Below are 22,961 nucleotides of genomic sequence, written 5' to 3' on the forward strand. Positions count from 1 at the left end.
CATTATCTGCTGAACAATTACTGATAGGTTAAAGAGAACCAGGCCTGGGCATTGGCGATGCCGCCAGTAACCCGACGCCCGGTAGCACGATATTTGGCGATGAAATGTAGCGAAGTAGAGCCTGAGTAAAGCCGTTTCCAGTTTGCTGGAGGACGATTAATCGGTACGAGGTTTCCTTCATCATCAAATAACGCTACGCCAATGTTTGTGGCTATCCCTGGCCCCTCTCCCACGGAAAGCACATCCGGATTTTTACCATCCGCGACACCGTGAAACGCCACACCCACACGTTCACTCACCACCGTGCTACATTCCCGTAAATGAATAACAAAAGGCACCGGTGCGCTATCTTCCCCTACCGCATGAAACCGGTTACTGCTGATTTGCCCCATATTGACCGTCATTTGTTTATCGCCAGCTTCAATCCGGCAAGTTTCCGCAATAATGACGCCCTGAAATTGCATATTTCCGCCGGGCAGCGTGGTATTCCATTTATTTCCGGCCAGAGCAAACATTGGCAGCAACGACGCTAACAGAAATAATCTCTTCCTTTTCATCGTTATTTTTATCGCACAAGGGTGGGCATCCCTGCCCGTAATGACGTCCCTGAACCTGGGTAGGTTATTGATACTGAACCTTGAAGGTCGCATCCGCATTAGCAGCACCTGGGGTTGCGGCACCGGTTGCAAAATAACGCGCCTGGAACGGAATGGTGTTGGTTCCGTTATTCAGGGTTGTTTCTGAACTAAATGTCGCACCGTCCAGCGCCAGCGCAGCACCCGTTCTGTCCAGGATCTGCACACCAACGTTTGTTGCGCTACCCGCAGCTGAACTCTGCAGAGCCAGTACATCAGTATGCGTAGCATCAATTGCCGTACCTAAGAAGGCAACAGCGGCTTTTGTGGCAACAGTGGTATCGCAATCATTCAGCTGAATGTTAAAACCAACGGCAGAGCTGGTTGCTCCAGCCTGCTTCAGGCTAGCGGTACGAACCTGGCCCAACTGAACGGTTTGATCAGCAGAGCCTGCATCAACTGCGCAAGCGGCGTTAACAACTTCCCCTTTAAAGTGAACGGTCCCACCATTTACCGTCGTAGTATCAGCCAGAGCCGCTGTAGAACTGAGGGACAGAGCCGACAGAACAACGATTGCCAGAGTTTTAATTTTCATGCTGCTTTCCTTTAAAAAAACTATTTCTAAATCGACATGGGCAGTCGTTCTGTACACTTTGTTTTGTCAACGAGTTTGACTGCCAACACTGCACAGTTTTCCCCCAAAAGATGAAACATTTGGGGCCATTTTGACTCATAGAGGAAAGCATCGCGCACAAACTTTTTCAGTTTATTTGTTGGCTTGATATTCTACCGTTATCTTTATTTATAGATTTTTATATTGCATGAGGTGGTTTTTGGAGAGAAGAATGAGGAAGTTGCTTCGAGACACAGAAACGTTAGCTTTACATTTAGCGGAGGTGATGTGAAATTAATTTACAAGAGAAATAATTTACATATCAAACAGTTAGATGCTTTTTGTCGTTTTATAATATTTTTATGCTTGAGAAAAATACGTAACTTATTTATGATATGGACAGTTTGGCCCCAATTGTCTTGTATTTATTTGTTTTTTACCTTTACTATCAATAAGTTAAATTAAACCTCTTCTCTTTTTAATTTTTCGTTTATGAGATTATTTCTTTCCCATAATCCGGCAAAACGAGCAGCATTACTGGCGGTATAACGTACAGTATGGCGAATATTTCGATGCCCGAGATAATCCTGAATTAAACGGGTATCTGCACCACGCTCCGCCAGTTCATAACCGCAAGCATGCCTTAACATATGAGGATGAGTCTGCGTTACGGTTCCAGCTTCAATACCTGCATCGCGAATAATGCGATAGGCCTGCTGGCGAGAAAGCCGACTCCCGCGGCGAGAAATAAATATAGCGTCGGTCCGGTCAGCGCCTTTCCAGTTAGCACGTTCCTGGGTCCAGCGTTCCACGGCTTCACGCTCATCAAAACGTAACGGGTGAACGGTAGAAAATCCGTTCTTCAGTCGGCGAATATTTATTCGACCTTCATTAAGGTCAAGATCCTGATAATGCAGATCAAGCAGTTCACTAATACGCATCCCATGCCGATATGCCAACAGAATAAGACAATAATCTCTGGCTCCCGTTGCCCCGTAACAAACCGCCTGCATCATGGCCTGAACTTCTTTACCGGTAAGATAACGACGTTTACTCACAATAGTAGTACTCCTAACTGAGATATATTTGAATGAATACCTATAGGAAACCTCAATCGGTCAAAATTAGCCCAATAGATAAAAAGATAACCACACATGAAGTGATGTGGTTATCAGTCAATTACATTAAATATCATACAAAAATAAAATATCACTGATGTGACAACATCTATTTTCATTGATTTGATTCAATATAACAATAGATTGCAGTGGATTAACTTCCAGTTGCTTAAAAAATAAAGAAAAAAGTATGAAAACAGGCGAATTTAAGTGATATGTAAATTTATGAATGATTTTGTTTATTTATTTTGAAGAATATAAGCCATTGTATTTTGTATGGATATGGTTAACTTAATGTTTATTATGATAATTAAGAATCACACTTACAATAACATCAATTAATAAATGGTTAATCATTTTTGATATATCGTAAGAATAATGTAGTTTTTAACACCATCCCTGGTATCTCAACTATCTCTATAAAACAGCGTGACGCTGTCGTCCTCTGGCTCTATCCCAGATGCCGTAAAAACGCCCTGCATTGCTGGCGGTATACCAGACAGTATGACGAATATTGCGATGCCCAAGATAATCCTGGATAAGTCGCGTATCTATTCCCATATTCGCCAAAGCAAAACCACACGAATGGCGTAACATGTGCGGATGAATCTCCAGTGACAACCCGGCATTACCACCAGAAGTCGAGATAATATGGTAAAACTGTTGCCGAGAAAGCGGATTCCCCTTACGTGATAAAAATACCCACTCGCTCTCAGCATGCGGATAAGAAGTACGGATACTCAACCAATTTTTTAAAGCCTGAACTTCTTTGTTCAATAGCGGGTGCGTTGTTGAAAAGCCTTTTTTTAATCGATGGATATATATACACTTTGCCTTAAGATCAATATCCGAAATCCTCAATCGACAAATTTCACTCGCCCGGAAACCATGAATAAAACAAAGCAAAGTCAGACAATAATTACGTGCTGCATGAGGCCCGGTATTTGCTGCTTTAAGGAGTGACTCGATTTCACTATGGGTAAGGAAGTTCCTTTTTTTGTTATCAGCCTTATTCTTCATCGTTTTCCCTTATAATTACAGACGCGCACCAGCTGTGCTGGGTTAGCAATAATCCAACATTTTAATCCTGATTATGTTTATAAAAGCGAACGTTTGCTTAATAACTAACGTAAGTGGACCAGTTCTTCTGAGCGAACTTAAATGGAGTAGCGATAGTTACTTATAATAACTTTGCCATACAAACGCCATGCTCTTGCATGCTATGTACCTTTATATATTTATCAATCTGATACGAATCTAATAATAACCCTCATCATTAATGCAACTAATCTTATCTATATATCATGTGATATGTTCTGTAACAAGTAAAATCAACATAAAAAATTCAGCAAAATTTAATATTCGTTCAACTAGCCGTCTCACATATGACATTATTAGTCAACTGCATTTGCCACAAAATGGCTATTTCATGGAACGCAGTAATTTCTTAGTGGCTATTATCAAGCTAATTCTTAGGTCCCTAGCGATTATTCCTGGCTGGTTCGTCAGTTTAGGTCATGAGATTGTTACATTCCTTTTTATCCTGGAGATATGGGGGAACGCAGGCGACGCTTTTTCATCTACATCCGTTGGTAAATATGGCTTTGGTCACTACGACTTAAACCCTCCTCAATCACAGCTACTCGCCGGGCGATACGGCAAACAAACTAATTGAAACATCATCCTGAAAACACCAGCATCAACAAGCCTCTCCAGATCGACATCAGGAGTGACCAGTTACAAGCCACAAACCAAGAAACATATTTCATGATGAGAATTATGCTCAGCCTGATGGCGGGTAAACACTTATTTTCACCACGCTCACTGAGTTAGCTTGCAAAGCTTCCCTTGTTTAGACCCTAAATAAATTTTTTATAAAACAAACAGATAAAAGAAAGCCTTTAGTTTTTGAAGACCACCTCAAGTGTTCGTCTGGCTTCACATGGCATCTTCCTCTTAGAAAAAGATCGACATATTTTGTGACACGAATTGCAAATCTGGTTTTGTTGTATGGATTGCGTGATTTTTGATCTGGTATAACAGGTATAAAGGTGCACCACGATAGTCAATGAGACTGGGCATCTCGTAATCTATGGCAAACATCACTTCAGTTCTTTCTCATCGGGTGATGAAAACGCACTTCAGTCTGAAAGGAATATGAAAATGAGATCAACAGACACTCTATTTTATGACTCTGGGTAAAATGGATTGAGTAAGCGATATAGCTTACGAAAATTCAAATCAATTAAACATCAGCAGAGATTTTATACTCAGGTATTTAATCTGGCTCTCTGTTTATTTAAATAATGTGGAAAGAGATTTTTCACAGGAGATATTATACAAAAAATATAAAATACAGCTACCGGTTGCCAAAGACACTATAAGCCTGGCAAAAAAATATTACACAACATAAATGCTAATTGTTTATGCGGGCTTTGTATTGCTTTCTGTATCCTACAAATGAGTGAAATTTATGAAAAAGGCTAAAATACTTTCTGGCGTATTATTACTGTGCTTTTCGTCACCATTAATTTCTCAGGCTGCGACACTGGACGTACGTGGTGGATATCGTAGCGGAAGCCATGCCTATGAGACTCGACTCAAAGTCAGTGAGGGATGGCAAAATGGATGGTGGGCAAGCATGGAAAGTAATACCTGGAATACCATTCATGATAATAAAAAGGAAAATGCCGCACTCAATGATGTTCAGGTTGAAGTTAATTACGCGATTAAACTTGATGATCAATGGACGGTGCGCCCGGGAATGTTAACGCATTTTAGCAGCAACGGCACACGCTACGGACCCTACGTAAAACTGTCCTGGGACGCGACAAAAGATCTTAATTTTGGCATTCGCTATCGTTACGACTGGAAAGCTTACCGACAACAAGACTTATCCGGTGATATGTCTCGTGATAACGTTCATCGTTGGGATGGATATGTCACTTACCATATTAATAGTGATTTCACCTTCGCATGGCAAACGACGCTATACAGCAAACAGAACGATTATCGCTATGCAAACCACAAGAAATGGGCGACGGAAAATGCCTTTGTTCTACAATACCATATGACGCCCGATATTACGCCATACATAGAATATGACTACCTTGACCGCCAGGGTGTTTACAACGGCAGAGATAATTTATCGGAAAACAGTTATCGCATTGGTGTGTCATTTAAACTGTAGTAGACAGGAGACAGTCACAATGAATAAAACAATAACGGCGCTTACTATCATAATGGCTTCATTTGCCGCAAACGCGTCTGTATTACCGGAAACTCCTGTGCCATTTAAAAGTGGTACCGGAGCAATTGATAACGACACTGTCTACATTGGTTTAGGTAGCGCAGGTACAGCATGGTACAAGCTGGATACACAGGCCAAAGATAAAAAATGGACAGCGTTAGCTGCATTCCCTGGCGGACCGAGAGATCAAGCAACCTCAGCATTTATTGATGGCAATCTGTATGTGTTTGGCGGCATTGGCAAAAACAGCGAGGGCTTGACTCAGGTATTTAATGACGTACACAAATACAACCCCAAAACCAATAGCTGGGTTAAATTGATGTCGCACGCACCGATGGGCATGGCGGGTCATGTGACTTTTGTACACAACGGCAAGGCTTATGTTACTGGCGGTGTTAACCAGAATATCTTCAATGGCTATTTTGAAGATCTCAACGAGGCTGGAAAAGATTCAACCGCTATAGATAAAATCAACGCCCACTATTTTGACAAAAAAGCAGAAGATTATTTCTTCAATAAGTTTCTGTTGTCTTTTGATCCCTCAACACAGCAATGGAGTTACGCTGGCGAATCTCCCTGGTACGGGACGGCTGGTGCGGCGGTTGTGAATAAAGGTGATAAAACCTGGCTTATTAATGGCGAAGCCAAACCAGGATTGCGAACGGATGCCGTATTTGAACTTGATTTCACCGGTAATAATTTAAAATGGAATAAGCTTGATCCCGTCTCATCACCAGATGGCGTCGCTGGCGGTTTTGCGGGGATAAGCAATGATTCTCTTATATTTGCCGGAGGGGCCGGATTCAAAGGTTCACGAGAAAATTACCAGAACGGTAAGAACTATGCGCATGAAGGTCTGAAAAAATCATATAGCGCTGATATTCATCTTTGGCATAACGGGAAATGGGATAAATCGGGTGAATTATCGCAAGGTCGGGCCTACGGAGTATCATTGCCCTGGAATAATAGTCTATTAATTATTGGCGGTGAAACTGCAGGTGGCAAAGCAGTGACGGATTCAGTTTTAATTTCTGTGAAGGATAATAAAGTCACAGTACAAAACTAACGCTTCAGGGCCCCGGTAAAGGGGCCCTGCTATCAATTTGTCATTTCAATTACGCGAAAATTATATGAACGCAATAATATCGCCCGATTATTACTATGTTCTTACCGTTGCTGGTCAGTCTAATGCCATGGCGTATGGCGAAGGACTGCCATTACCGGACGGGGAAGATGCGCTTCATCCCAGAATTAAACAATTAGCGAGATTTGCGCATACGCATCCCGGAGGCCCGTCATGTCACTTTAACGACATTATTCCACTGACTCACTGCCCACACGATGTTCAGGATATGCAGAGTTATCACCATCCTCTGGCAACGAATCATCAAACACAGTACGGCACCGTTGGCCAGGCACTGCATATAGCACGGAAATTACTGCCCTTTATTCCTGATAATGCAGGGGTTCTCATCGTTCCGTGTTGCCGTGGCGGATCGGCTTTTACCGCGGGCAGCGAAGGAACATATTCAGAACGGCACGGAGCCAGCCATGATGCTTGTCGTTGGGGAACGGATACTCCGCTATACCAGGATTTAGTCAGCAGAACGCGAGCCGCACTGGCAAAAAATCCGCAGAACAAATTCCTCGGCGTATGCTGGATGCAAGGCGAATTTGACTTAATGACCTGTGACTACTCGTCACACCCTCAACACTTTAATCATATGGTTGAAGCCTTTCGTAGGGATCTAAAACAATACCATTCTCAGCTTAATAATATTACTGACGCACCGTGGTTTTGCGGCGATACCACCTGGTACTGGAAAGAAAATTTCCCTCATGCGTATGAAGCTATTTATGGCAATTATCAAAATAATGTTTTAGCCAATATTATTTTCGTCGACTTCCAGCAACAAGGTGAAAGAGGACTGACGAACGCGCCTGTTGAAGACCCGGACGATTTAAGCACGGGATATTACGGTTCAGCGTACCGGTCACCGGAGAACTGGACGACGGCACTGCGAAGCAGTCATTTCAGCGCGGCAGCCCGTCGGGGGATTATTTCTGACAGGTTTGTAGAAGCAATTTTGCAGTTTTGGCGCGAAAGGTGAGCGTTCATTAATTTGATTTATTTGCATCCATCAACGCTTTTAACTGCTCCGGCGAAAACGGTGGTTTGCGTCGGTGCAGCATCGCATGGCAATTAGGGCACACAGGAAGCAAATCATTAACTGGATCCAGCTGGTAATCCTCTTTAATGGCTGAAAGCGGCACCAGGTGATGCATATGGATAAAGCCTTCTGCGATATCACCATAGATCTTCACCAGATCAACGCCGCATACGTTGCACTGGCATCCATGATGTTCGACCGCTTTATCTCGGGCCTTTTTATCGCGTTCATAGCGGTTTACTGTCACCTTTATCGCCGCACCTTCAACGTATGTCTCCTGCGACGGCAACTCATCCGGGAACAGAACGTCGGCTATGGTAGCTGCAGCGGCTTTATCCTGATGAATATGAAATCCCTGCTCTATGAGTAGCTTGACACATTTAGATTTTATTCCGCCGGTGAAATCCGCAGGGGTAAATTGCGTCCCCGTCATCAATGTCGCTGCGATGCCAGCAATCGCCTTCGAGGGGTAACGTCGGCCATGATATTCAATCTCATACAACCGTGCAGGCTGGAACTGATGAGTTTCTCCCGCATCCCATAAATGGATAGCTTCGATGATATACCGCCGCGGAAGATGGTCGGGAAGTTTATTCATGGGGAATACCCTTATACGTTCTCAGAACAGGCAGCAAAAAAACAAATGAGATCAAGGTAATATATCTTCACTTGCAGGCTTGAACAGCAGAAAATTTGCGAGCATGATCGCAATTATTTCACTGCCAGGGATATCAATGGCTTCCAGTAAATCGCTACAGCAGGCAATTGCCAATATAAAAATCTGGCACAAGGGTGAACAGCGCGCGCCGCATAAGCCATTGTTATTGCTATACGTATTAGCGGGATACCTGAATGGACATCCGCGCCTTTTCGATTATGGATCGGAAATCTACGAACCTCTGCACAGTTTACTGGAACGTTTTGGGCCACAGCGTTCACAGTACCGACCTGATATGCCGTTCTGGCGATTACAAGGCGACGGATTCTGGCAATTACACAATGCCGAGCTTTGCTCAACAGCAGGGAGCAGCCGACAACCGCCAGTGAAGGAACTGAACGAATACCACGTTGCAGGCGGTTTCGATGAACAGCACTACGCCCTGGTAACTGGCAATAAAAAACTCATCAATACTCTGGCGCAACAGATACTCGAAGCGCACTTCACCGAGAGTATTCAGGAAGAAATTGCTGACGAGCTGGGTTTTGATCTCCAGCAAATTTGTAAACAGCGCGACCCGTTATTTCGCAAAAATGTATTACGCGCTTATAAATACCAGTGCGCGATATGTGGCTTTAATATGCGCCACGACGACACCACCGTCGCGCTGGAAGCGGCGCATATAAAATGGAAACAGCACGGCGGTCCTTGTGAAATTCCTAATGGCCTGGCGCTTTGCGCAATTCACCATAAAGCCTTTGATAAAGGATCGATTGGCCTGGATGAACATATGCGGATACTGGTATCAGATGCGGTAAACGGCGGAGGGATCGTTGAGAGATTATTCTGGGATTTTGACGGGAAAACTATTGCGTTGCCACAGGTGCGTAAAAATTACCCTTATGAGGGGTTTGTGGAGTGGCATCGGAAAGAGGTTTTTAGGGGGTGAGGTTGATAACTATCGCAGTATGTTCAATATTGCTGACATAATCAGTGCAGGATCTTGCCGCTAGTTTACAACTCGCCTTCGATAGCGGCGCAAAACGAGTTCTGTTGCCGATATCCTCGGCTATGGATATTCCAACAGTTCCGGCAGAGTTGTTTACCAAGTTTCAGGTAAGTTTTTACTCAGAACCGGTTGATGCGGTTTATAAGGCGCTGGATGTGAATTAACACATTCCTCAGCTTATTTACAAAAGGATTATTCCCATTTGATATAATATCAGTACCAATTTACTTTTTTCAATGGAATATATCTCGGCTAAATAACAATAAAACTTATCGCTAATGGATTAAATAAACAATTTTCTAATTTATTTCACCACCTTTGATATAGAAATTGATGGTGTTGTCGCTGCCATTGCTTATGGTGATGATAAAATCCACGTTTCTGGATCGGTGCGTAGAAAATCATCACTACCTTGATATTTTGATGCGATATGATCATACCGTTCCGTAGTACCAATTTCAACTTCAGGCTAAACCCCAACATTAAAAAAATTAGAGTTATTCACTGATTATATTATCAATAATATAATCAGTGAATAACATGGACTATATAATAAATTGCTCTAATCATTTTCCTTACGAATATATGGGCCAAAAGCCCAAGAATCATAATAAGGGTGATGGACTAATTTTTCATTAAATCGAACACTATAAGTTAATTTTTTTATATTTTTACGTACAGCATTAATACTGGGCAAAGAGGAAAGATAATCTATAAACTTATCGATAGTGATTTCCCCTTCGCAACACTCAAACCCATCAATGATATTTTTCGCCATTTTTCCATTTTCATTTATTTGATATATCACTCCAGGTATTCGTTGAAAAAAACTAGATAATGCATATTTGTCCGCTACATATGTATCATCCACATGATATTTCCCACCGAGCATAGTTGTAGTAACAATAAGCTTATACACACCTTTGGGTTGCCATGTTGATGGTAGTTCGAATTCTTTAATGATCACATCAAGATGATTAAGATAATGTTCAGAAATTCGATTTATTTGTTGAAAATAAGAACGCATAAATTTATTATTATGATCATGTATTAATGAGCTATCTCCAACGATGTTACACACTTGCTGATAGTACTTACCATAATATATTGGTTGACCATTTGATTTTAGTTCTGTAAAAATCAAACAATCATCCAGGAGAATCACGCAATCGCACTGATAATTAGCATGAGCATCAATTGGAGAAGCTTTAATCCCCGCATCACGAACTTGTTTTATAAATTGTTGCTCATGAAATCGCCCTTTACTTGCTTGAGAAATTTTTTTGGAACCAAATAATGACATTAGAGAGCGAGTCACTGAGCTATTTGCTATTAATGCAGGCATTAAGCATAAACCGTCCATACAGGGAATAAATGGGCAATCATTAAGATCATGTGATTTTGAATTGAAGGTAAAATAATCTATCAGTTTTTTTGCTGCATCTGCTGCAATCCCCTTACGTTGAAAGAATGATAACCAACTCTCACGGCTTTTTATGATCAGCCAGCGATCCAACTGTAGGGGTATAGGTTTTGTCGATGAAAATCTTTTGCTCATTTCTTCTTTAGATAACTCGACTAAACATTGATAAGCGTGCACCCAATTAAATAATGATATATTCCCATATTCTTCATGAAGGTCATCAGGAGACATATTTTCCAACTCGCTTAGATGAAATGAGCTAAAAACGCCATCAGAATTTAAGTAAGATGGCATATGATCCTTTACCCAACTATTTAGATGAAAATGTTTGTTACTAAATTCATGAACTTCGCTATATAGATGTGACGCTCTCATCATTAGTCTATTTCTTGCAATCTCATAATCTCGGTATAAACAAAAACTATCAACCTCAAGAGAGTAAATATTATTATCCAATTTTGTAAATACTGCACTACTTAGTCTGAAAAAGTCTCTTACTCTGCTTAATGAGTCAAAAACATTCCACTCATTAAGGTACCCTCCCATTGAAAGCAAGGTTTGTTTATTCACACAAGAAGTTAGTTTCAATGGCCCATGAGTCCGTAAATAAGAAAATATTCTTCCGGTGTAATTGGCTACCTCATCAAATGCCCTATCGATAACTCGAAAATATTCGATATCAGGTTCAGCATGAATATTAATATTTTCAGAAACGATAAATAATGGAAAAATCCTCTTCATTTTTTTAGGATCATTGACCACAACCAAGGATGATAATGATGATAAAAACATCTCACAAAACATGATGAGATTAAGTATTAATGCATGTGATTTTTTTGTATTTTCACGCCAAATACCAGCACATTTTGTAGCCGCAAAGAAAGAATTATTTATATCATGCATAATTTTACATTGACTCTCGAACTCAGAGATTAGTTCAATGTTATCAGGAAATGAGTTTACTAGCTCATTAATACATTTTTTGAATGTATTGTTATACTCAACTTCAGTCTGAACTGAAAATCTATTATAATAGATGGAAGATATTCTCAGCACATCCAAGGCAATATCTATACTAATATCATCTCTTTTTATGTACTCACAAAAAAAAGAACAAAACTGTTTCGGGTCGTTAGCAAGATTACTAATTCTAGTGGTATCATAAACTTTTTCCATTTTTCCATACATCCTATTGTCTAAATTACTATAAAACTAGCCACTTAACTAATAATTATAAATTTCATCTTTTACACCTTGCATTTTTATGACCAATGAAATCTACAACAAACAACTGATGGATAATCCGATATTGGTCGCATTTAATGGCATGGTAGCAAAGTTTTCATCACATACCTCCTTTGCACCAGAATAAACGCCAGAGACCTGAAATTGCGAGTACACTACAGAAATTGTACTGCCGGTCCCATCAGCATAAAACCATAGTTACACAGGTAATCATCATTATTCACCAAGATAATAAATATTATTCGGTAGAATAGCGTTCTCAGGTGGTCAGTAAAATTGTCTTCAACAAGATGTCTGCGCATCTCGTCTGCTAGCCCTACATAACTGCTCTCGACCGAAACTATTTATTGAATGTTCACCAAGGTGGGCGTGGAGACAAAATGACGTCTTTTGATATTAGCTACCTGAGCCACATGGTCAAAACGTTCAAGTAGCATAGCGAAACCACCCTGCCCACGTAATGTGGACGATGCAGCTTCCAGCCAGAGCAAACTTGGGACCATCGACTACAAAATGAAGAATACTGAACTGCTTTTCTGGCAGGCCTATATACTGCACGGATATGGGTGATTTCAGACACAAAAAAAGCCGCTCTTGAGCGACTCGATTTGCATACGGTGTGGTGCCGAAGGCCGGACTCGAACCGGCACGTATTTCTACGGTTGATTTTGAATCAACTGCGTCTACCGATTTCGCCACTTCGGCACTGAAGAGGTATGCGGAAAACGTTGTGAATTATACCTGTCACGCACCACCATGCAAGCGCCAGCTTGCTCGCACCTCGCTAAGTGCTGAAATTTTCAGCATTGCATACAGCGATGTGTAACCTTTGTCACACTCCAGGCACCCCGCCCTGCCATGCTCTACACTTCCCAGACCACACCAGAGAAGGACCAAAAAATGTCGATGATAAAAAGCTATGCCGCAAAAGAAGCGGGCGGCGAACTGGAAGTTTATGAGTACGATCCCGGTGAGCTGAAGCCACAAGATATTGAAGTGCAGGTGGATTACTGCGGGATCTGCCATTCCGATCTGTCGATGATCGATAACGAATGGGGATTTTCACAGTATCCGCTGGTTGCCGGGCATGAGGTGATTGGGCGCGTGGTGGCACTCGGGAGCGCCGCGCAGGATAAAGGTTTGCAGGTCGGTCAGCGTGTCGGGATTGGCTGGACGGCACGCAGCTGCGGGCATTGCGATGCCTGTATTAGCGGTAATCAGATCAACTGCGAGCAAGGTGCGGTGCCGACGATTATGAATCGCGGTGGCTTTGCCGAGAAGTTGCGTGCGGACTGGCAATGGGTGATTCCACTGCCAGAAAATATCGACATTGAATCTGCCGGACCGCTGTTGTGCGGCGGTATCACGGTCTTTAAACCGCTGTTGATGCACCATATCACTGCCACCAGCCGCGTTGGGGTAATTGGTATTGGCGGGCTGGGGCATATAGCTATAAAACTTCTGCACGCAATGGGATGCGAGGTTACAGCCTTTAGTTCTAATCCGGCGAAAGAGCAGGAAGTGCTGGCGATGGGTGCCGATAAAGTGGTGAATAGCCGCGATCCACAGGCACTGAAAGCACTGGCGGGGCAGTTTGATCTCATTATCAACACCGTCAACGTCAGCCTCGACTGGCAGCCTTATTTTGAGGCGCTGACGTATGGCGGTAATTTCCACACCGTCGGTGCGGTTCTCACGCCGTTGCCGGTTCCGGCCTTTACGCTGATTGCGGGCGATCGCAGTGTCTCTGGCTCTGCTACCGGTACACCTTATGAGTTGCGTAAGCTGATGCGCTTTGCCGCCCGCAGCAAGGTTGCGCCGACCACCGAACTGTTCCCGATGTCGAAAATAAACGACGCCATCCAGCATGTACGCGATGGTAAAGCGCGCTACCGCGTGGTTCTGAAAGCCGATTTTTGAAAATCATTCGCAGCGCTGATCTGAGGAGCTGCCCCCTTTCGCACATATTCTGTCTTGTCGTATCGCCAGCACGGCCTGCCGACATTGTTCGGTGACATTGGCAATATCATGGTTGATATCAATGCGCACAATATCCTGTTCATCTGCTTGTGGACGCTCCAGCGCCTCAAACTGACTTTTTAGTAACGCTACCGGCATAAAATGCCCAGCCCGCCGCTGCATTCGCGTGAGAATAGTTTCATAGTCGCCATCTAACCAGAGGAAATGAACATGGGGGCTACCCTTGCGTAAAATATCACGATACTGTTTTTTTAATGATGAACAGACAATAAATCCTGTTTCATTCTTTTTATAAAGACTGTATGAAGCATCATTTAAGCGTTCCAGCCAGGGAAGTCGATCTTCATCAGATAATGGAATACCCTGCGACATTTTATCTATATTTTTGGCTGGATGAAGATCGTCACCATCAATAAATTTAGCAGATAATAACGCGGCAACCTTGCTACCAATTAATGTTTTACCACTCCCTGAAACGCCCATCAAAATAAAGCTTTCACCCGCCATTTAAAATCTCCTGAATCATCTTACCTGCTGCGATACTACGCCTGGTGGCATAATAATTTCACGTTTTTTTATTTCTGCTGATAAGAATTACAAGGCACATCACGTTATGCGTAACATAGTAATGTAACAATTTTCTGACGTGATCTTCATCACAAATAATGACAATTAAAACCGCTTAAATGCTTCCGAGGTGTCTACCTGACCAGTGAGGAATTTATGCAAGTGAAAACACAGTCCTGCGTTGTTGCGGGCAAGAAAACTGTTGCCGTTACCGAGCAGACGATACATTGGAATAATAATGGAACATTAGTACAAATAACCCGAGGTGGAATTTGCGGTTCCGATTTACATTATTATCAGGAAGGAAAAGTAGGTAATTTCATGATAAAGGCACCGATGGTGTTAGGTCATGAAGTTATCGGTAAAGTTATTCATAGCGACTCATCAGAATTACATGAAGGGCAAACGGTAGCCATTAATCCGTCTAAACCGTGCGGTCACTGCAAATACTGCATTGAACATAACGAGAATCAATGTACAGATATGCGTTTTTTTGGCAGTGCCATGTATTTCCCTCATGTTGATGGTGGTTTTACCCGTTATAAAATGGTCGAAACGTCGCAATGTGTCCCTTATCCGGCCAAAGCTGACGAAAAGGTTATGGCTTTTGCCGAACCTTTAGCCGTCGCGATTCATGCCGCACATCAGGCCGGCGAGTTACAGGGCAAGCGAGTATATGTTTCCGGTGTTGGGCCCATTGGCTGCCTGATTGTCAGTGCTGTGAAAACACTGGGGGCCGCGGAAATTGTCTGTGCCGATGTGAGTCCCCGTTCCCTTTCGCTGGCCAAAGAGATGGGTGCGGATGTGCTCGTAAACCCACAAAACGACGACATGGATCACTGGAAAGCGGAAAAAGGGCATTTCGATGTCAGCTTTGAAGTGTCCGGTCATCCTTCATCAGTGAATACCTGTCTGGAGGTCACTCGTGCACGCGGCGTAATGGTGCAGGTAGGTATGGGAGGCACGATGGCAGAATTCCCAATGATGACATTGATTGGTAAGGAGATTTCACTCAAAGGCTCTTTCCGTTTTACCAGCGAATTTAATACCGCAGTGTCATGGCTGGCGAATGGCGTTATCAATCCCCTGCCTTTACTGAGTGCTGAATATCCCTTCACTGACCTGGAAGAGGCGCTACGTTTCGCCGGTGATAAAACCCAGGCAGCAAAAGTCCAGCTTGTTTTCTAAGAGATAAATAAAGGAATAATACAATGAACGATCTATTTTCACTGGCAGGAAAAAATATCTTGATTACCGGTTCAGCACAGGGCATTGGCTTTTTACTGGCAACCGGCCTGGGTAAATATGGCGCACAAATAATTATTAATGATATTACTGCCGAACGCGCAGAACTTGCTGTAGAAAAACTCCACCAGGAGGGTATTCAGGCCGTTGCCGCACCTTTTAATGTTACTCATAAACATGAAATTGATGCCGCCGTTGAACATATCGAAAAGGACATCGGCCCCATTGATGTGCTGGTGAATAACGCCGGTATCCAGCGCCGTCATCCTTTTACTGAGTTCCCTGAACAAGAGTGGAATGATGTGATCGCAGTAAACCAGACCGCCGTGTTCCTGGTATCGCAAGCGGTAACTCGTCACATGGTTGAACGCAAGGCAGGTAAAGTTATTAATATTTGCTCGATGCAAAGCGAACTGGGACGTGACACCATCACCCCTTATGCCGCATCGAAAGGGGCGGTAAAAATGCTCACCCGCGGCATGTGCGTCGAGCTGGCGCGCCACAATATTCAGGTCAACGGTATTGCGCCGGGCTATTTCAAAACAGAAATGACTAAAGCACTGGTTGAGGACGAAGCCTTCACCGCCTGGTTGTGCAAACGGACCCCCGCCGCACGCTGGGGAGATCCGCAGGAACTGATTGGTGCTGCGGTGTTCCTTTCTTCAAAAGCCTCTGATTTCGTAAACGGCCACCTATTGTTTGTTGATGGCGGCATGTTAGTGGCTGTTTAACAGCCACCACCCTACGTGCAGCGCGAAAGCGCTGCTTTTCTGGCACTAATAAGAGATAAAGACTATGCCATTAATCATTATTGCGGCAGGCGTCGCGCTGCTTCTTATCCTGATGATCGGCTTTAAAGTTAACGGCTTTATTGCCCTCGTTCTGGTAGCTGCCGTCGTCGGATTTGCCGAAGGGATGGATGCACAGGCCGTCCTGCACTCTATACAAAATGGTATCGGCAGCACGCTCGGCGGGCTGGCAATGATCCTCGGTTTCGGGGCCATGTTAGGCAAGCTGATTTCTGATACGGGCGCGGCACAACGTATCGCCACTACGCTGATTGCTACTTTTGGTAAAAAACGCGTGCAATGGGCGCTAGTGATCACCGGTCTGGTTGTGGGCCTCGCCATGTTTTTTGAAGTGGGTTTTGTCCTGCTGTTGCCGTTGGTATTTACCATCGTAGCATCATCAGGATTACCCCTGTTGTATGTTGGCGTACCAATGGTAGCAGCGCTCTCTGTAACCCACTGTTTTCTGCCGCCACATCCAGGGCCTACTGCCATCGCGACTATCTTTGAGGCTAATCTCGGAACGACTTTACTGTATGGATTTATCATTACCATTCCGACAGTTATTGTCGCAGGACCGCTGTTTTCTAAACTGCTAACTCGCTTTGAGAAAGCACCACCGGAAGGCTTATTTAATCCTCATCTGTTTAGCGAAGAGGAGATGCCCTCCTTCTGGAACAGTATTTTCGCTGCCGTGATCCCGGTCATCCTGATGGCTATCGCCGCCGTTTGTGAAATTACGTTACCGAAAACTAACACCGTGCGCCTCTTCTTTGAATTTGTCGGTAACCCTGCCGTTGCGCTGTTTATTGCCATTGTTATTGCGATTTTCACACTGGGCCGACGTAATGGACGCACCATCGAGCAAATCATGGATATCATTGGGGATTCTATAGGCGCTATCGCGATGATTGTGTTTATTATCGCTGGCGGCGGCGCGTTTAAGCAGGTATTAGTAGATAGCGGTGTCGGGCAGTATATTTCACACTTAATGACCGGAACTACACTTTCGCCGTTATTGATGTGCTGGACTGTTGCGGCGCTGTTGCGTATCGCTCTGGGCTCTGCCACCGTCGCGGCCATTACCACCGCGGGTGTGGTGTTGCCGATTATCAACGTTACCCATGCCGATCCCGCTTTAATGGTACTGGCAACCGGTGCGGGCAGCGTGATCGCGTCACACGTAAACGACCCTGGCTTCTGGCTATTTAAAGGGTATTTTAATCTGACGGTTGGTGAAACGTTGCGTACCTGGACGGTGATGGAAACCCTTATTTCTATTATGGGTTTGCTGGGCGTGTTAGCCATTAACGCCGTATTGCACTGAAAGAATAAAATATTGTGATGTAGTTTCGGGGGAAGATTGAAGATTCCCCCGACGTTGGGAGAAGTTATGCGCAATCACAGAATTTCTTTACAGGATATCGCTACGCTGGCTGGCGTAACAAAAATGACCGTGAGTCGTTATATCCGCTCGCCGAAAAAGGTGGCAAAGGAAACAGGCGAGCGCATCGCCAAAATTATGGAAGAGATCAATTATATCCCTAATCGCGCTCCCGGCATGTTGTTGAATGCACAAAGTTATACCCTCGGTATCTTGATTCCGTCATTTCAAAATCAACTCTTCGCTGACATTCTCGCGGGAATAGAATCCGTCACCTCTGAGCATAATTATCAGACCCTTATTGCTAATTACAATTACGATCGCGATTCCGAAGAAGAGTCGGTGATTAACCTGCTCTCTTATAACATTGACGGGATTATACTTTCGGAAAAATATCACACCATCAGGACGGTGAAATTTCTGCGTTCAGCCACCATTCCGGTCGTGGAATTGATGGATGTACAGGGAGAACGGCTGGATATGGAGGTCGGTTTTGATAATCGGCAGGCCGCTTTTGACATGGTGTGTACCATGCTGGAGAAGCGAGTCAGGCACAAAATTCTGTATCTCGGTTCCAAAGATGACACCCGCGATGAACAGCGTTATCAGGGGTATTGCGATGCGATGATGCTGCATAATCTTTCCCCATTACGCATGAATCCACGCGCCATCTCATCCATTCATTTAGGAATGCAGTTAATGCGTGATGCCCTTAGCGCAAACCCGGATTTAGACGGTGTATTTTGCACCAATGACGATATTGCGATGGGTGCGCTTCTGCTGTGCCGCGAGCGAAACCTCGCCGTGCCAGAACAAATTTCCATTGCGGGTTTTCATGGGCTGGAGATTGGCAGGCAAATGATCCCAAGCCTCGCCAGCGTAATTACTCCCCGTTTTGATATTGGTCGGATGGCCGCCCAAATGTTGCTGAGCAAAATTAAAAATAACGATCACAACCACAACACTGTTGACCTCGGGTATCAGATTTATCACGGCAACACGCTTTAGGTTATTTTCTCTTCATTACACGTATTCTCTTTGCCGGACGTTGCCTATACTCCAGGCAGGAAACTGGAGGATATCTCATGAGCGAACCCCTGTTAATTGCCCGCACGCCAGACACAGAACTGTTTTTACTACCCGCTATGGCTAACCGTCATGGGCTGATTACCGGCGCAACGGGGACGGGTAAAACCGTTACGCTGCAAAAACTGGCGGAGTCATTGTCGGAAATCGGCGTTCCGGTGTTTATGGCCGATGTGAAAGGCGATCTGACCGGCGTCGCGCAGGCAGGAACGGCGTCGGAAAAACTGCTCGCAAGGCTTAAAAATATCGGCGTCAATGACTGGCAACCGCATGCCAATCCGGTGGTGGTGTGGGATATCTTTGGCGAGAAAGGCCACCCAGTGCGGGCGACGGTTTCGGATCTGGGGCCGCTGTTGCTGGCGCGACTGTTGAATCTCAACGATGTGCAATCTGGCGTGCTGAATATTATCTTCCGCATTGCGGACGATCAGGGGCTGTTACTGCTCGACTTTAAAGATTTGCGGGCGATTACCCAGTACATCGGCGATAACGCCAAATCCTTCCAGAATCAATACGGTAATATCAGTAGCGCATCGGTTGGTGCCATCCAGCGCGGGCTGTTATCGTTGGAACAGCAAGGCGCAGCACACTTCTTTGGTGAGCCGATGCTGGATATCAAAGACTGGATGCGTACCGATACCAACGGTAAAGGCGTTATCAATATCCTCAGCGCCGAGAAGCTTTATCAGATGCCGAAACTGTACGCCGCCAGTCTGCTGTGGATGCTTTCAGAGTTGTATGAACAATTGCCGGAAGCGGGCGATCTGGAGAAACCAAAACTGGTGTTTTTCTTCGACGAAGCACATCTGTTGTTTAACGATGCGCCACAGGTACTGCTGGATAAGATTGAGCAGGTGATAAGGCTTATTCGCTCAAAAGGCGTGGGCGTCTGGTTCGTTTCGCAAAACCCGTCTGATATTCCGGATAATGTGCTCGGGCAGCTCGGTAATCGCGTTCAGCACGCTTTGCGGGCTTTTACGCCAAAAGATCAGAAAGCAGTAAAAGCTGCGGCGCAAACCATGCGGGCCAATCCGGCGTTTGATACCGAAAAGGCAATCCAGGAACTGGGGACCGGCGAGGCGTTAATCTCGTTTCTCGATGCGAAAGGAAGTCCTTCAGTGGTGGAACGGGCGATGGTGATTGCCCCCTGTTCACGAATGGGGCCGGTGACGGAAGATGAGCGTAATGGCCTGATTAATCACTCTCCAGTGTATGGCAAGTACGAGGATGACGTGGACCGGGAATCCGCCTATGAGATGTTGCAAAAAGGCTTTCAGGCCAGTACCGAGCAGCAAAATAATCCTCCCGCGAAAGGGAAAGAGGTGGCGGTGGATGACGGTATTCTTGGTGGATTGAAGGATATTTTGTTTGGCACTACCGGACCACGCGGCGGGAAGAAAGATGGTGTGGTGCAAACAATGGCGAAAAGCGCCGCCCGCCAGGTGACGAATCAGATTGTGCGTGGTGTGCTGGGGAGTTTGCTGGGGGGGAGAAGAAGGTAAGTCAGGTGCGATTTGTCTTTGCCTGATGCGACGCTGGCGCGCCTTATCATGCCTACACTACTGCAATATATTGAATTTTCATGATTTTTCAGGCATGAACGAAGCACACTTTGCTAACAATAATAAAGGGAGCTTTCGCTCCCTTGTTAGATTACGATTTTCTCATTAACAGCCACAGGCTGATTAAGAAGAAGCTGGCGCTTGGCAACAGTGCGCCGATGATCGGCGGGATGCCATAAACCAACGTCAGCGGGCCGAAGATCTGGTCCAGTACGTAGAAGACAAAACCGAAGCTGATACCGGTGACCACACGCACGCCCATCGGTACGCTACGCAGTGGGCCAAAGATAAACGACAGCGCCATCAGCATCATCACCGCCACGGATAGCGGCTGGAAGATTTTGCTCCACATGTTGAGCTGATAACGTCCAGCGTCCTGACCACTCGACTTCAGATACTTCACATAGTTGTGCAAACCACTGATGGAGAGTGCATCCGGGTCCAGCGCCACCACGCCCAGTTTGTCTGGCGTGAGGTTGGTTTTCCAGGTGCCGCTCACCGTCTGCGAACCGGTAATCTGTTTCGGATTGGTAAGGTCAGATTCATCAACCTGCGACAGACGCCAGACTTTATGTTCCGGGTCAAACTTCGCGGTAGCGGCATAACGTACGGATTGCAGACGACGATTCTCGTTAAAGGCATAAATACTGATGCCACCTAACTCTTCGTCACCTTTAACCCGCTCAATGTAGACGAAGTTGTTGCCATCTTTCGCCCATAAACCTTGCTGAGTAGAGAGCAACGAGCCGCCGTACATCGCCTGCGCACGGTAGTTACGCGCCATCTGTTCGCCCTGCGGCGCGACCCATTCGCCAATCGCCATCGTCAGCAAGACCAGCGGAATGGCGGTTTTCATCACCGACAGCGCCACCTGCATACGGGTAAAACCAGAAGCCTGCATCACCACCAGTTCGCTGCGCTGCGCCAGCATCCCAAGACCAAGCAACGCCCCAAGCAGAGCCGCCATCGGGAAGAAGATCTGCACATCTTTCGGCACGCTCAGCAAGGTATACATTCCTGCGCCTAACGCGTCGTAACTCCCCTGCCCGGCTTTTTTCAGCTGATCGACAAATTTGATAATGCCCGACAGCGACACCAGCATGAACAGCGTCATCATGATGGTGGTGAAAATAGTTTTACCGATATAGCGGTCAAGTACGCCAAAAGGTTGCATCACACCGCTCCTTTACGCGAAAAACTGGCGCGCAGGCGGCGGACCGGCACGGTGTCCCAAAGGTTGAGAACAATCGCCAAAGCCAGATAAATCAGGTTAACGGTCCACATCCACAGCGTCGGGTCCAGCTTACCTTTACCGCCGTTCGATTTCAGGGAGGTCTGGATCAGGAAGAAAAGTAGATACAGCAGCATGGCTGGCAGCATCGACAGTACGCGTCCCTGACGCGGGTTCACCACGCTCAGCGGTACGACCATAAGTGCCATCATAAACACGGTGAATACCAACGTGATACGCCAGTTCAGTTCTGCGCGGGCACGATCGGTGTCAGTGTTCCACAATGTGCGCATGTCCATCTGGTCGGTATCGTTCGGGTCGAGCGCCACCGCCTGGTGACCAATGATCGCCTGATAATCCTGGAAGTCCGTAATGCGGAAATCACGTAACAGTGCAGTGCCTTCGAAGCGCGTTCCCTGGTTGAGAGTGACGACCTGGGAGCCGTCGCGCAGCTGGGTTAAATGTCCGGAATCGGCCACCACCACAGAAGGACGTGCATTACCTTTTGGTCGAATTTGCGCGAGGAACACATCTTTGAAATCGCTGCCGTCAACGCTTTCGATGAACAGCACCGAACTGCCATTAGTCGCTTGCTGGAATTGCCCTTGCGCCAGCGCCGCCATGCCAGGGTTCGCTTTCGCTTCTGCTAACACTTCATCCTGATGACGCGATGACCACGGTCCCGCCCACATCACGTTAACCGCCGCGACGATTGCCGTGAATACCGCAAGGATCATTGCCGCTTTCACCAGAACCGCTTTGCTCAGGCCGCAGGCATGCATTACCGTAATTTCACTTTCGGTATACAGTTTGCCCAGCGTCATCAGCAGCCCGAGGAACAGGCTTAATGGCAGGATAAGCTGCGCCATTTCCGGCACGCCCAACCCGAGAAGGGAGAGCACCAGATTCGCCGGAATATCGCCGTCAACCGCTGCGCCGAGGATCCTCACTAACTTTTGACAGAAGAAGATCAAAAGCAAGATGAAGAGTATCGCCAGCTGGCTTTTGAGCGTCTCCCGCACCAGATATCTTATGATTATCACTTTAAATACGCCC

General features: G+C 45.4%; 19 protein-coding genes, 1 tRNA gene and 2 pseudogenes. 11 read left to right on the forward strand and 11 right to left on the reverse strand.

Translation table 11 applies throughout. The annotated features are described in order from the left end of the window. Positions 1-17: 17 nt before the first annotated feature. From ACK8NJ_RS20410 to fimB, 4 genes are all read right to left on the reverse strand, one after another. On the reverse strand, positions 18-557 hold the full coding sequence (locus tag ACK8NJ_RS20410; protein ID WP_000824114.1) for a fimbrial protein: 540 nt from the start codon (positions 555-557) through the stop codon (positions 18-20). A gap of 64 nt (positions 558-621) precedes the next feature. Next, complete coding sequence (gene fimA / locus ACK8NJ_RS20415) at positions 622-1,170, reverse strand: type 1 fimbrial major subunit FimA (protein WP_256270340.1); 549 nt, start codon at positions 1,168-1,170, stop codon at positions 622-624. A gap of 479 nt (positions 1,171-1,649) precedes the next feature. Beyond that, complete coding sequence (gene fimE, locus ACK8NJ_RS20420) at positions 1,650-2,246, reverse strand: type 1 fimbria switch DNA invertase FimE (protein ID WP_000044711.1); 597 nt, start codon at positions 2,244-2,246, stop codon at positions 1,650-1,652. Positions 2,247-2,723: 477 nt separating this feature from the next. Continuing rightward, positions 2,724-3,326, reverse strand: coding sequence for a type 1 fimbria switch DNA invertase FimB (fimB, locus tag ACK8NJ_RS20425; protein ID WP_000790583.1), 603 nt, complete (start codon positions 3,324-3,326; stop codon positions 2,724-2,726). Between the two features lie 1,453 nt (positions 3,327-4,779). On the opposite strand from fimB, the gene nanC reads away from it, so the two are divergent. From nanC to ACK8NJ_RS23910, 3 genes and pseudogenes are all read left to right on the forward strand, one after another. Next, the gene (nanC, locus tag ACK8NJ_RS20430; protein ID WP_001295734.1) at positions 4,780-5,496 is read left to right on the forward strand and encodes an N-acetylneuraminic acid outer membrane channel NanC; all 717 of its coding nucleotides are present in this window, start codon (positions 4,780-4,782) and stop codon (positions 5,494-5,496) included. A 19-nt stretch (positions 5,497-5,515) separates the two neighbouring features. Beyond that, positions 5,516-6,622, forward strand: a complete 1,107-nt coding sequence (nanM, locus tag ACK8NJ_RS20435) for an N-acetylneuraminate epimerase (protein WP_001305636.1) — start codon at positions 5,516-5,518, stop codon at positions 6,620-6,622. A gap of 286 nt (positions 6,623-6,908) precedes the next feature. Beyond that, a pseudogene (locus ACK8NJ_RS23910) lies at positions 6,909-7,253 on the forward strand (sialate O-acetylesterase); the annotation flags it as partial. 332 nt (positions 7,254-7,585) lie between these two features. On the opposite strand, the gene ACK8NJ_RS23915 reads toward ACK8NJ_RS23910, so the two are convergent. Together ACK8NJ_RS23915 and ACK8NJ_RS20445 are read right to left on the reverse strand one after the other, a co-directional pair. Further along, positions 7,586-7,675 (reverse strand): hypothetical protein, encoded by a 90-nt coding sequence (locus ACK8NJ_RS23915; protein ID WP_374758120.1) that lies wholly within the window; start codon positions 7,673-7,675, stop codon positions 7,586-7,588. After that, positions 7,675-8,325 (reverse strand): HNH endonuclease, encoded by a 651-nt coding sequence (locus tag ACK8NJ_RS20445; RefSeq protein WP_001037973.1) that lies wholly within the window; start codon positions 8,323-8,325, stop codon positions 7,675-7,677. The genes ACK8NJ_RS23915 and ACK8NJ_RS20445 overlap by 1 nt, the downstream gene beginning before the upstream one ends. Before the next feature lie 136 nt (positions 8,326-8,461). Between ACK8NJ_RS20445 and ACK8NJ_RS20450 the strand changes: the two genes are divergently transcribed. Together ACK8NJ_RS20450 and ACK8NJ_RS20455 are read left to right on the forward strand one after the other, a co-directional pair. Then, complete coding sequence (locus ACK8NJ_RS20450) at positions 8,462-9,334, forward strand: phosphorothioated DNA-binding restriction endonuclease (RefSeq protein ID WP_336476998.1); 873 nt, start codon at positions 8,462-8,464, stop codon at positions 9,332-9,334. A gap of 44 nt (positions 9,335-9,378) precedes the next feature. Beyond that, a pseudogene (locus ACK8NJ_RS20455) lies at positions 9,379-9,558 on the forward strand (peptidase); the annotation flags it as partial. A gap of 398 nt (positions 9,559-9,956) precedes the next feature. Here ACK8NJ_RS20455 and ACK8NJ_RS20460 read toward each other — a convergent pair. Continuing rightward, positions 9,957-11,993 (reverse strand): hypothetical protein, encoded by a 2,037-nt coding sequence (locus ACK8NJ_RS20460; protein WP_001589581.1) that lies wholly within the window; start codon positions 11,991-11,993, stop codon positions 9,957-9,959. 689 nt (positions 11,994-12,682) lie between these two features. Beyond that, a tRNA-Leu gene (locus tag ACK8NJ_RS20465) sits at positions 12,683-12,767 on the reverse strand. Positions 12,768-12,962: 195 nt separating this feature from the next. On the opposite strand from ACK8NJ_RS20465, the gene ahr reads away from it, so the two are divergent. Further along, entirely contained in the window at positions 12,963-13,982 is a 1,020-nt protein-coding gene (ahr, locus tag ACK8NJ_RS20470; RefSeq protein WP_034173362.1) for an NADPH-dependent aldehyde reductase Ahr, read from the forward strand. 3 nt (positions 13,983-13,985) lie between these two features. Here the strand turns inward: ahr and idnK are convergent, their stop codons facing one another. Further along, the gene (idnK, locus tag ACK8NJ_RS20475) at positions 13,986-14,549 is read right to left on the reverse strand and encodes a gluconokinase (RefSeq protein WP_411961905.1); all 564 of its coding nucleotides are present in this window, start codon (positions 14,547-14,549) and stop codon (positions 13,986-13,988) included. A gap of 216 nt (positions 14,550-14,765) precedes the next feature. Between idnK and idnD the strand changes: the two genes are divergently transcribed. From idnD to ACK8NJ_RS20500, 5 genes are all read left to right on the forward strand, one after another. Next, the gene (gene idnD / locus ACK8NJ_RS20480) at positions 14,766-15,797 is read left to right on the forward strand and encodes an L-idonate 5-dehydrogenase (RefSeq protein WP_411961906.1); all 1,032 of its coding nucleotides are present in this window, start codon (positions 14,766-14,768) and stop codon (positions 15,795-15,797) included. Positions 15,798-15,820: 23 nt separating this feature from the next. Then, on the forward strand, positions 15,821-16,585 hold the full coding sequence (idnO, locus tag ACK8NJ_RS20485; RefSeq protein WP_000998695.1) for a gluconate 5-dehydrogenase: 765 nt from the start codon (positions 15,821-15,823) through the stop codon (positions 16,583-16,585). Between the two features lie 64 nt (positions 16,586-16,649). Next, positions 16,650-17,969 (forward strand): gnt-II system L-idonate transporter, encoded by a 1,320-nt coding sequence (idnT, locus tag ACK8NJ_RS20490; RefSeq protein ID WP_001128336.1) that lies wholly within the window; start codon positions 16,650-16,652, stop codon positions 17,967-17,969. A 66-nt stretch (positions 17,970-18,035) separates the two neighbouring features. Next, positions 18,036-19,034 (forward strand): DNA-binding transcriptional regulator IdnR, encoded by a 999-nt coding sequence (gene idnR, locus ACK8NJ_RS20495; protein WP_001309159.1) that lies wholly within the window; start codon positions 18,036-18,038, stop codon positions 19,032-19,034. 77 nt (positions 19,035-19,111) lie between these two features. Continuing rightward, positions 19,112-20,614, forward strand: a complete 1,503-nt coding sequence (locus ACK8NJ_RS20500) for a helicase HerA-like C-terminal domain-containing protein (RefSeq protein ID WP_001294527.1) — start codon at positions 19,112-19,114, stop codon at positions 20,612-20,614. A gap of 151 nt (positions 20,615-20,765) precedes the next feature. Here the strand turns inward: ACK8NJ_RS20500 and lptG are convergent, their stop codons facing one another. After that, complete coding sequence (gene lptG, locus ACK8NJ_RS20505) at positions 20,766-21,848, reverse strand: LPS export ABC transporter permease LptG (protein ID WP_001295681.1); 1,083 nt, start codon at positions 21,846-21,848, stop codon at positions 20,766-20,768. Then, entirely contained in the window at positions 21,848-22,948 is a 1,101-nt protein-coding gene (gene lptF / locus ACK8NJ_RS20510) for an LPS export ABC transporter permease LptF (RefSeq protein WP_000584114.1), read from the reverse strand. The genes lptG and lptF overlap by 1 nt, the downstream gene beginning before the upstream one ends. Between the last annotated feature and the right edge of the window lie 13 nt (positions 22,949-22,961).

The organism is Escherichia sp. F1 (assembly GCF_046764225.1).
In the GTDB taxonomy this organism is placed as follows: Bacteria; Pseudomonadota; Gammaproteobacteria; order Enterobacterales; family Enterobacteriaceae; genus Escherichia; species Escherichia coli.

What these genes read in the sequence shown, in the direction of transcription:
- ACK8NJ_RS20410 (WP_000824114.1), bottom strand. Translation starts at nt 557, where the DNA reads ATGAAAAGGAAGAGATTATTTCTGTTAGCGTCGTTGCTGCCAATGTTT.
- fimA (WP_256270340.1), bottom strand. Translation starts at nt 1,170, where the DNA reads ATGAAAATTAAAACTCTGGCAATCGTTGTTCTGTCGGCTCTGTCCCTC.
- fimB (WP_000790583.1), bottom strand. Translation starts at nt 3,326, where the DNA reads ATGAAGAATAAGGCTGATAACAAAAAAAGGAACTTCCTTACCCATAGT.
- nanC (WP_001295734.1), top strand. Translation starts at nt 4,780, where the DNA reads ATGAAAAAGGCTAAAATACTTTCTGGCGTATTATTACTGTGCTTTTCG.
- nanM (WP_001305636.1), top strand. Translation starts at nt 5,516, where the DNA reads ATGAATAAAACAATAACGGCGCTTACTATCATAATGGCTTCATTTGCC.
- ACK8NJ_RS23915 (WP_374758120.1), bottom strand. Translation starts at nt 7,675, where the DNA reads ATGAACGCTCACCTTTCGCGCCAAAACTGCAAAATTGCTTCTACAAAC.
- ACK8NJ_RS20445 (WP_001037973.1), bottom strand. Translation starts at nt 8,325, where the DNA reads ATGAATAAACTTCCCGACCATCTTCCGCGGCGGTATATCATCGAAGCT.
- ACK8NJ_RS20450 (WP_336476998.1), top strand. Translation starts at nt 8,462, where the DNA reads ATGGCTTCCAGTAAATCGCTACAGCAGGCAATTGCCAATATAAAAATC.
- ACK8NJ_RS20460 (WP_001589581.1), bottom strand. Translation starts at nt 11,993, where the DNA reads ATGGAAAAAGTTTATGATACCACTAGAATTAGTAATCTTGCTAACGAC.
- ahr (WP_034173362.1), top strand. Translation starts at nt 12,963, where the DNA reads ATGTCGATGATAAAAAGCTATGCCGCAAAAGAAGCGGGCGGCGAACTG.
- idnK (WP_411961905.1), bottom strand. Translation starts at nt 14,549, where the DNA reads ATGGCGGGTGAAAGCTTTATTTTGATGGGCGTTTCAGGGAGTGGTAAA.
- idnD (WP_411961906.1), top strand. Translation starts at nt 14,766, where the DNA reads ATGCAAGTGAAAACACAGTCCTGCGTTGTTGCGGGCAAGAAAACTGTT.
- idnO (WP_000998695.1), top strand. Translation starts at nt 15,821, where the DNA reads ATGAACGATCTATTTTCACTGGCAGGAAAAAATATCTTGATTACCGGT.
- idnT (WP_001128336.1), top strand. Translation starts at nt 16,650, where the DNA reads ATGCCATTAATCATTATTGCGGCAGGCGTCGCGCTGCTTCTTATCCTG.
- idnR (WP_001309159.1), top strand. Translation starts at nt 18,036, where the DNA reads ATGCGCAATCACAGAATTTCTTTACAGGATATCGCTACGCTGGCTGGC.
- ACK8NJ_RS20500 (WP_001294527.1), top strand. Translation starts at nt 19,112, where the DNA reads ATGAGCGAACCCCTGTTAATTGCCCGCACGCCAGACACAGAACTGTTT.
- lptG (WP_001295681.1), bottom strand. Translation starts at nt 21,848, where the DNA reads ATGCAACCTTTTGGCGTACTTGACCGCTATATCGGTAAAACTATTTTC.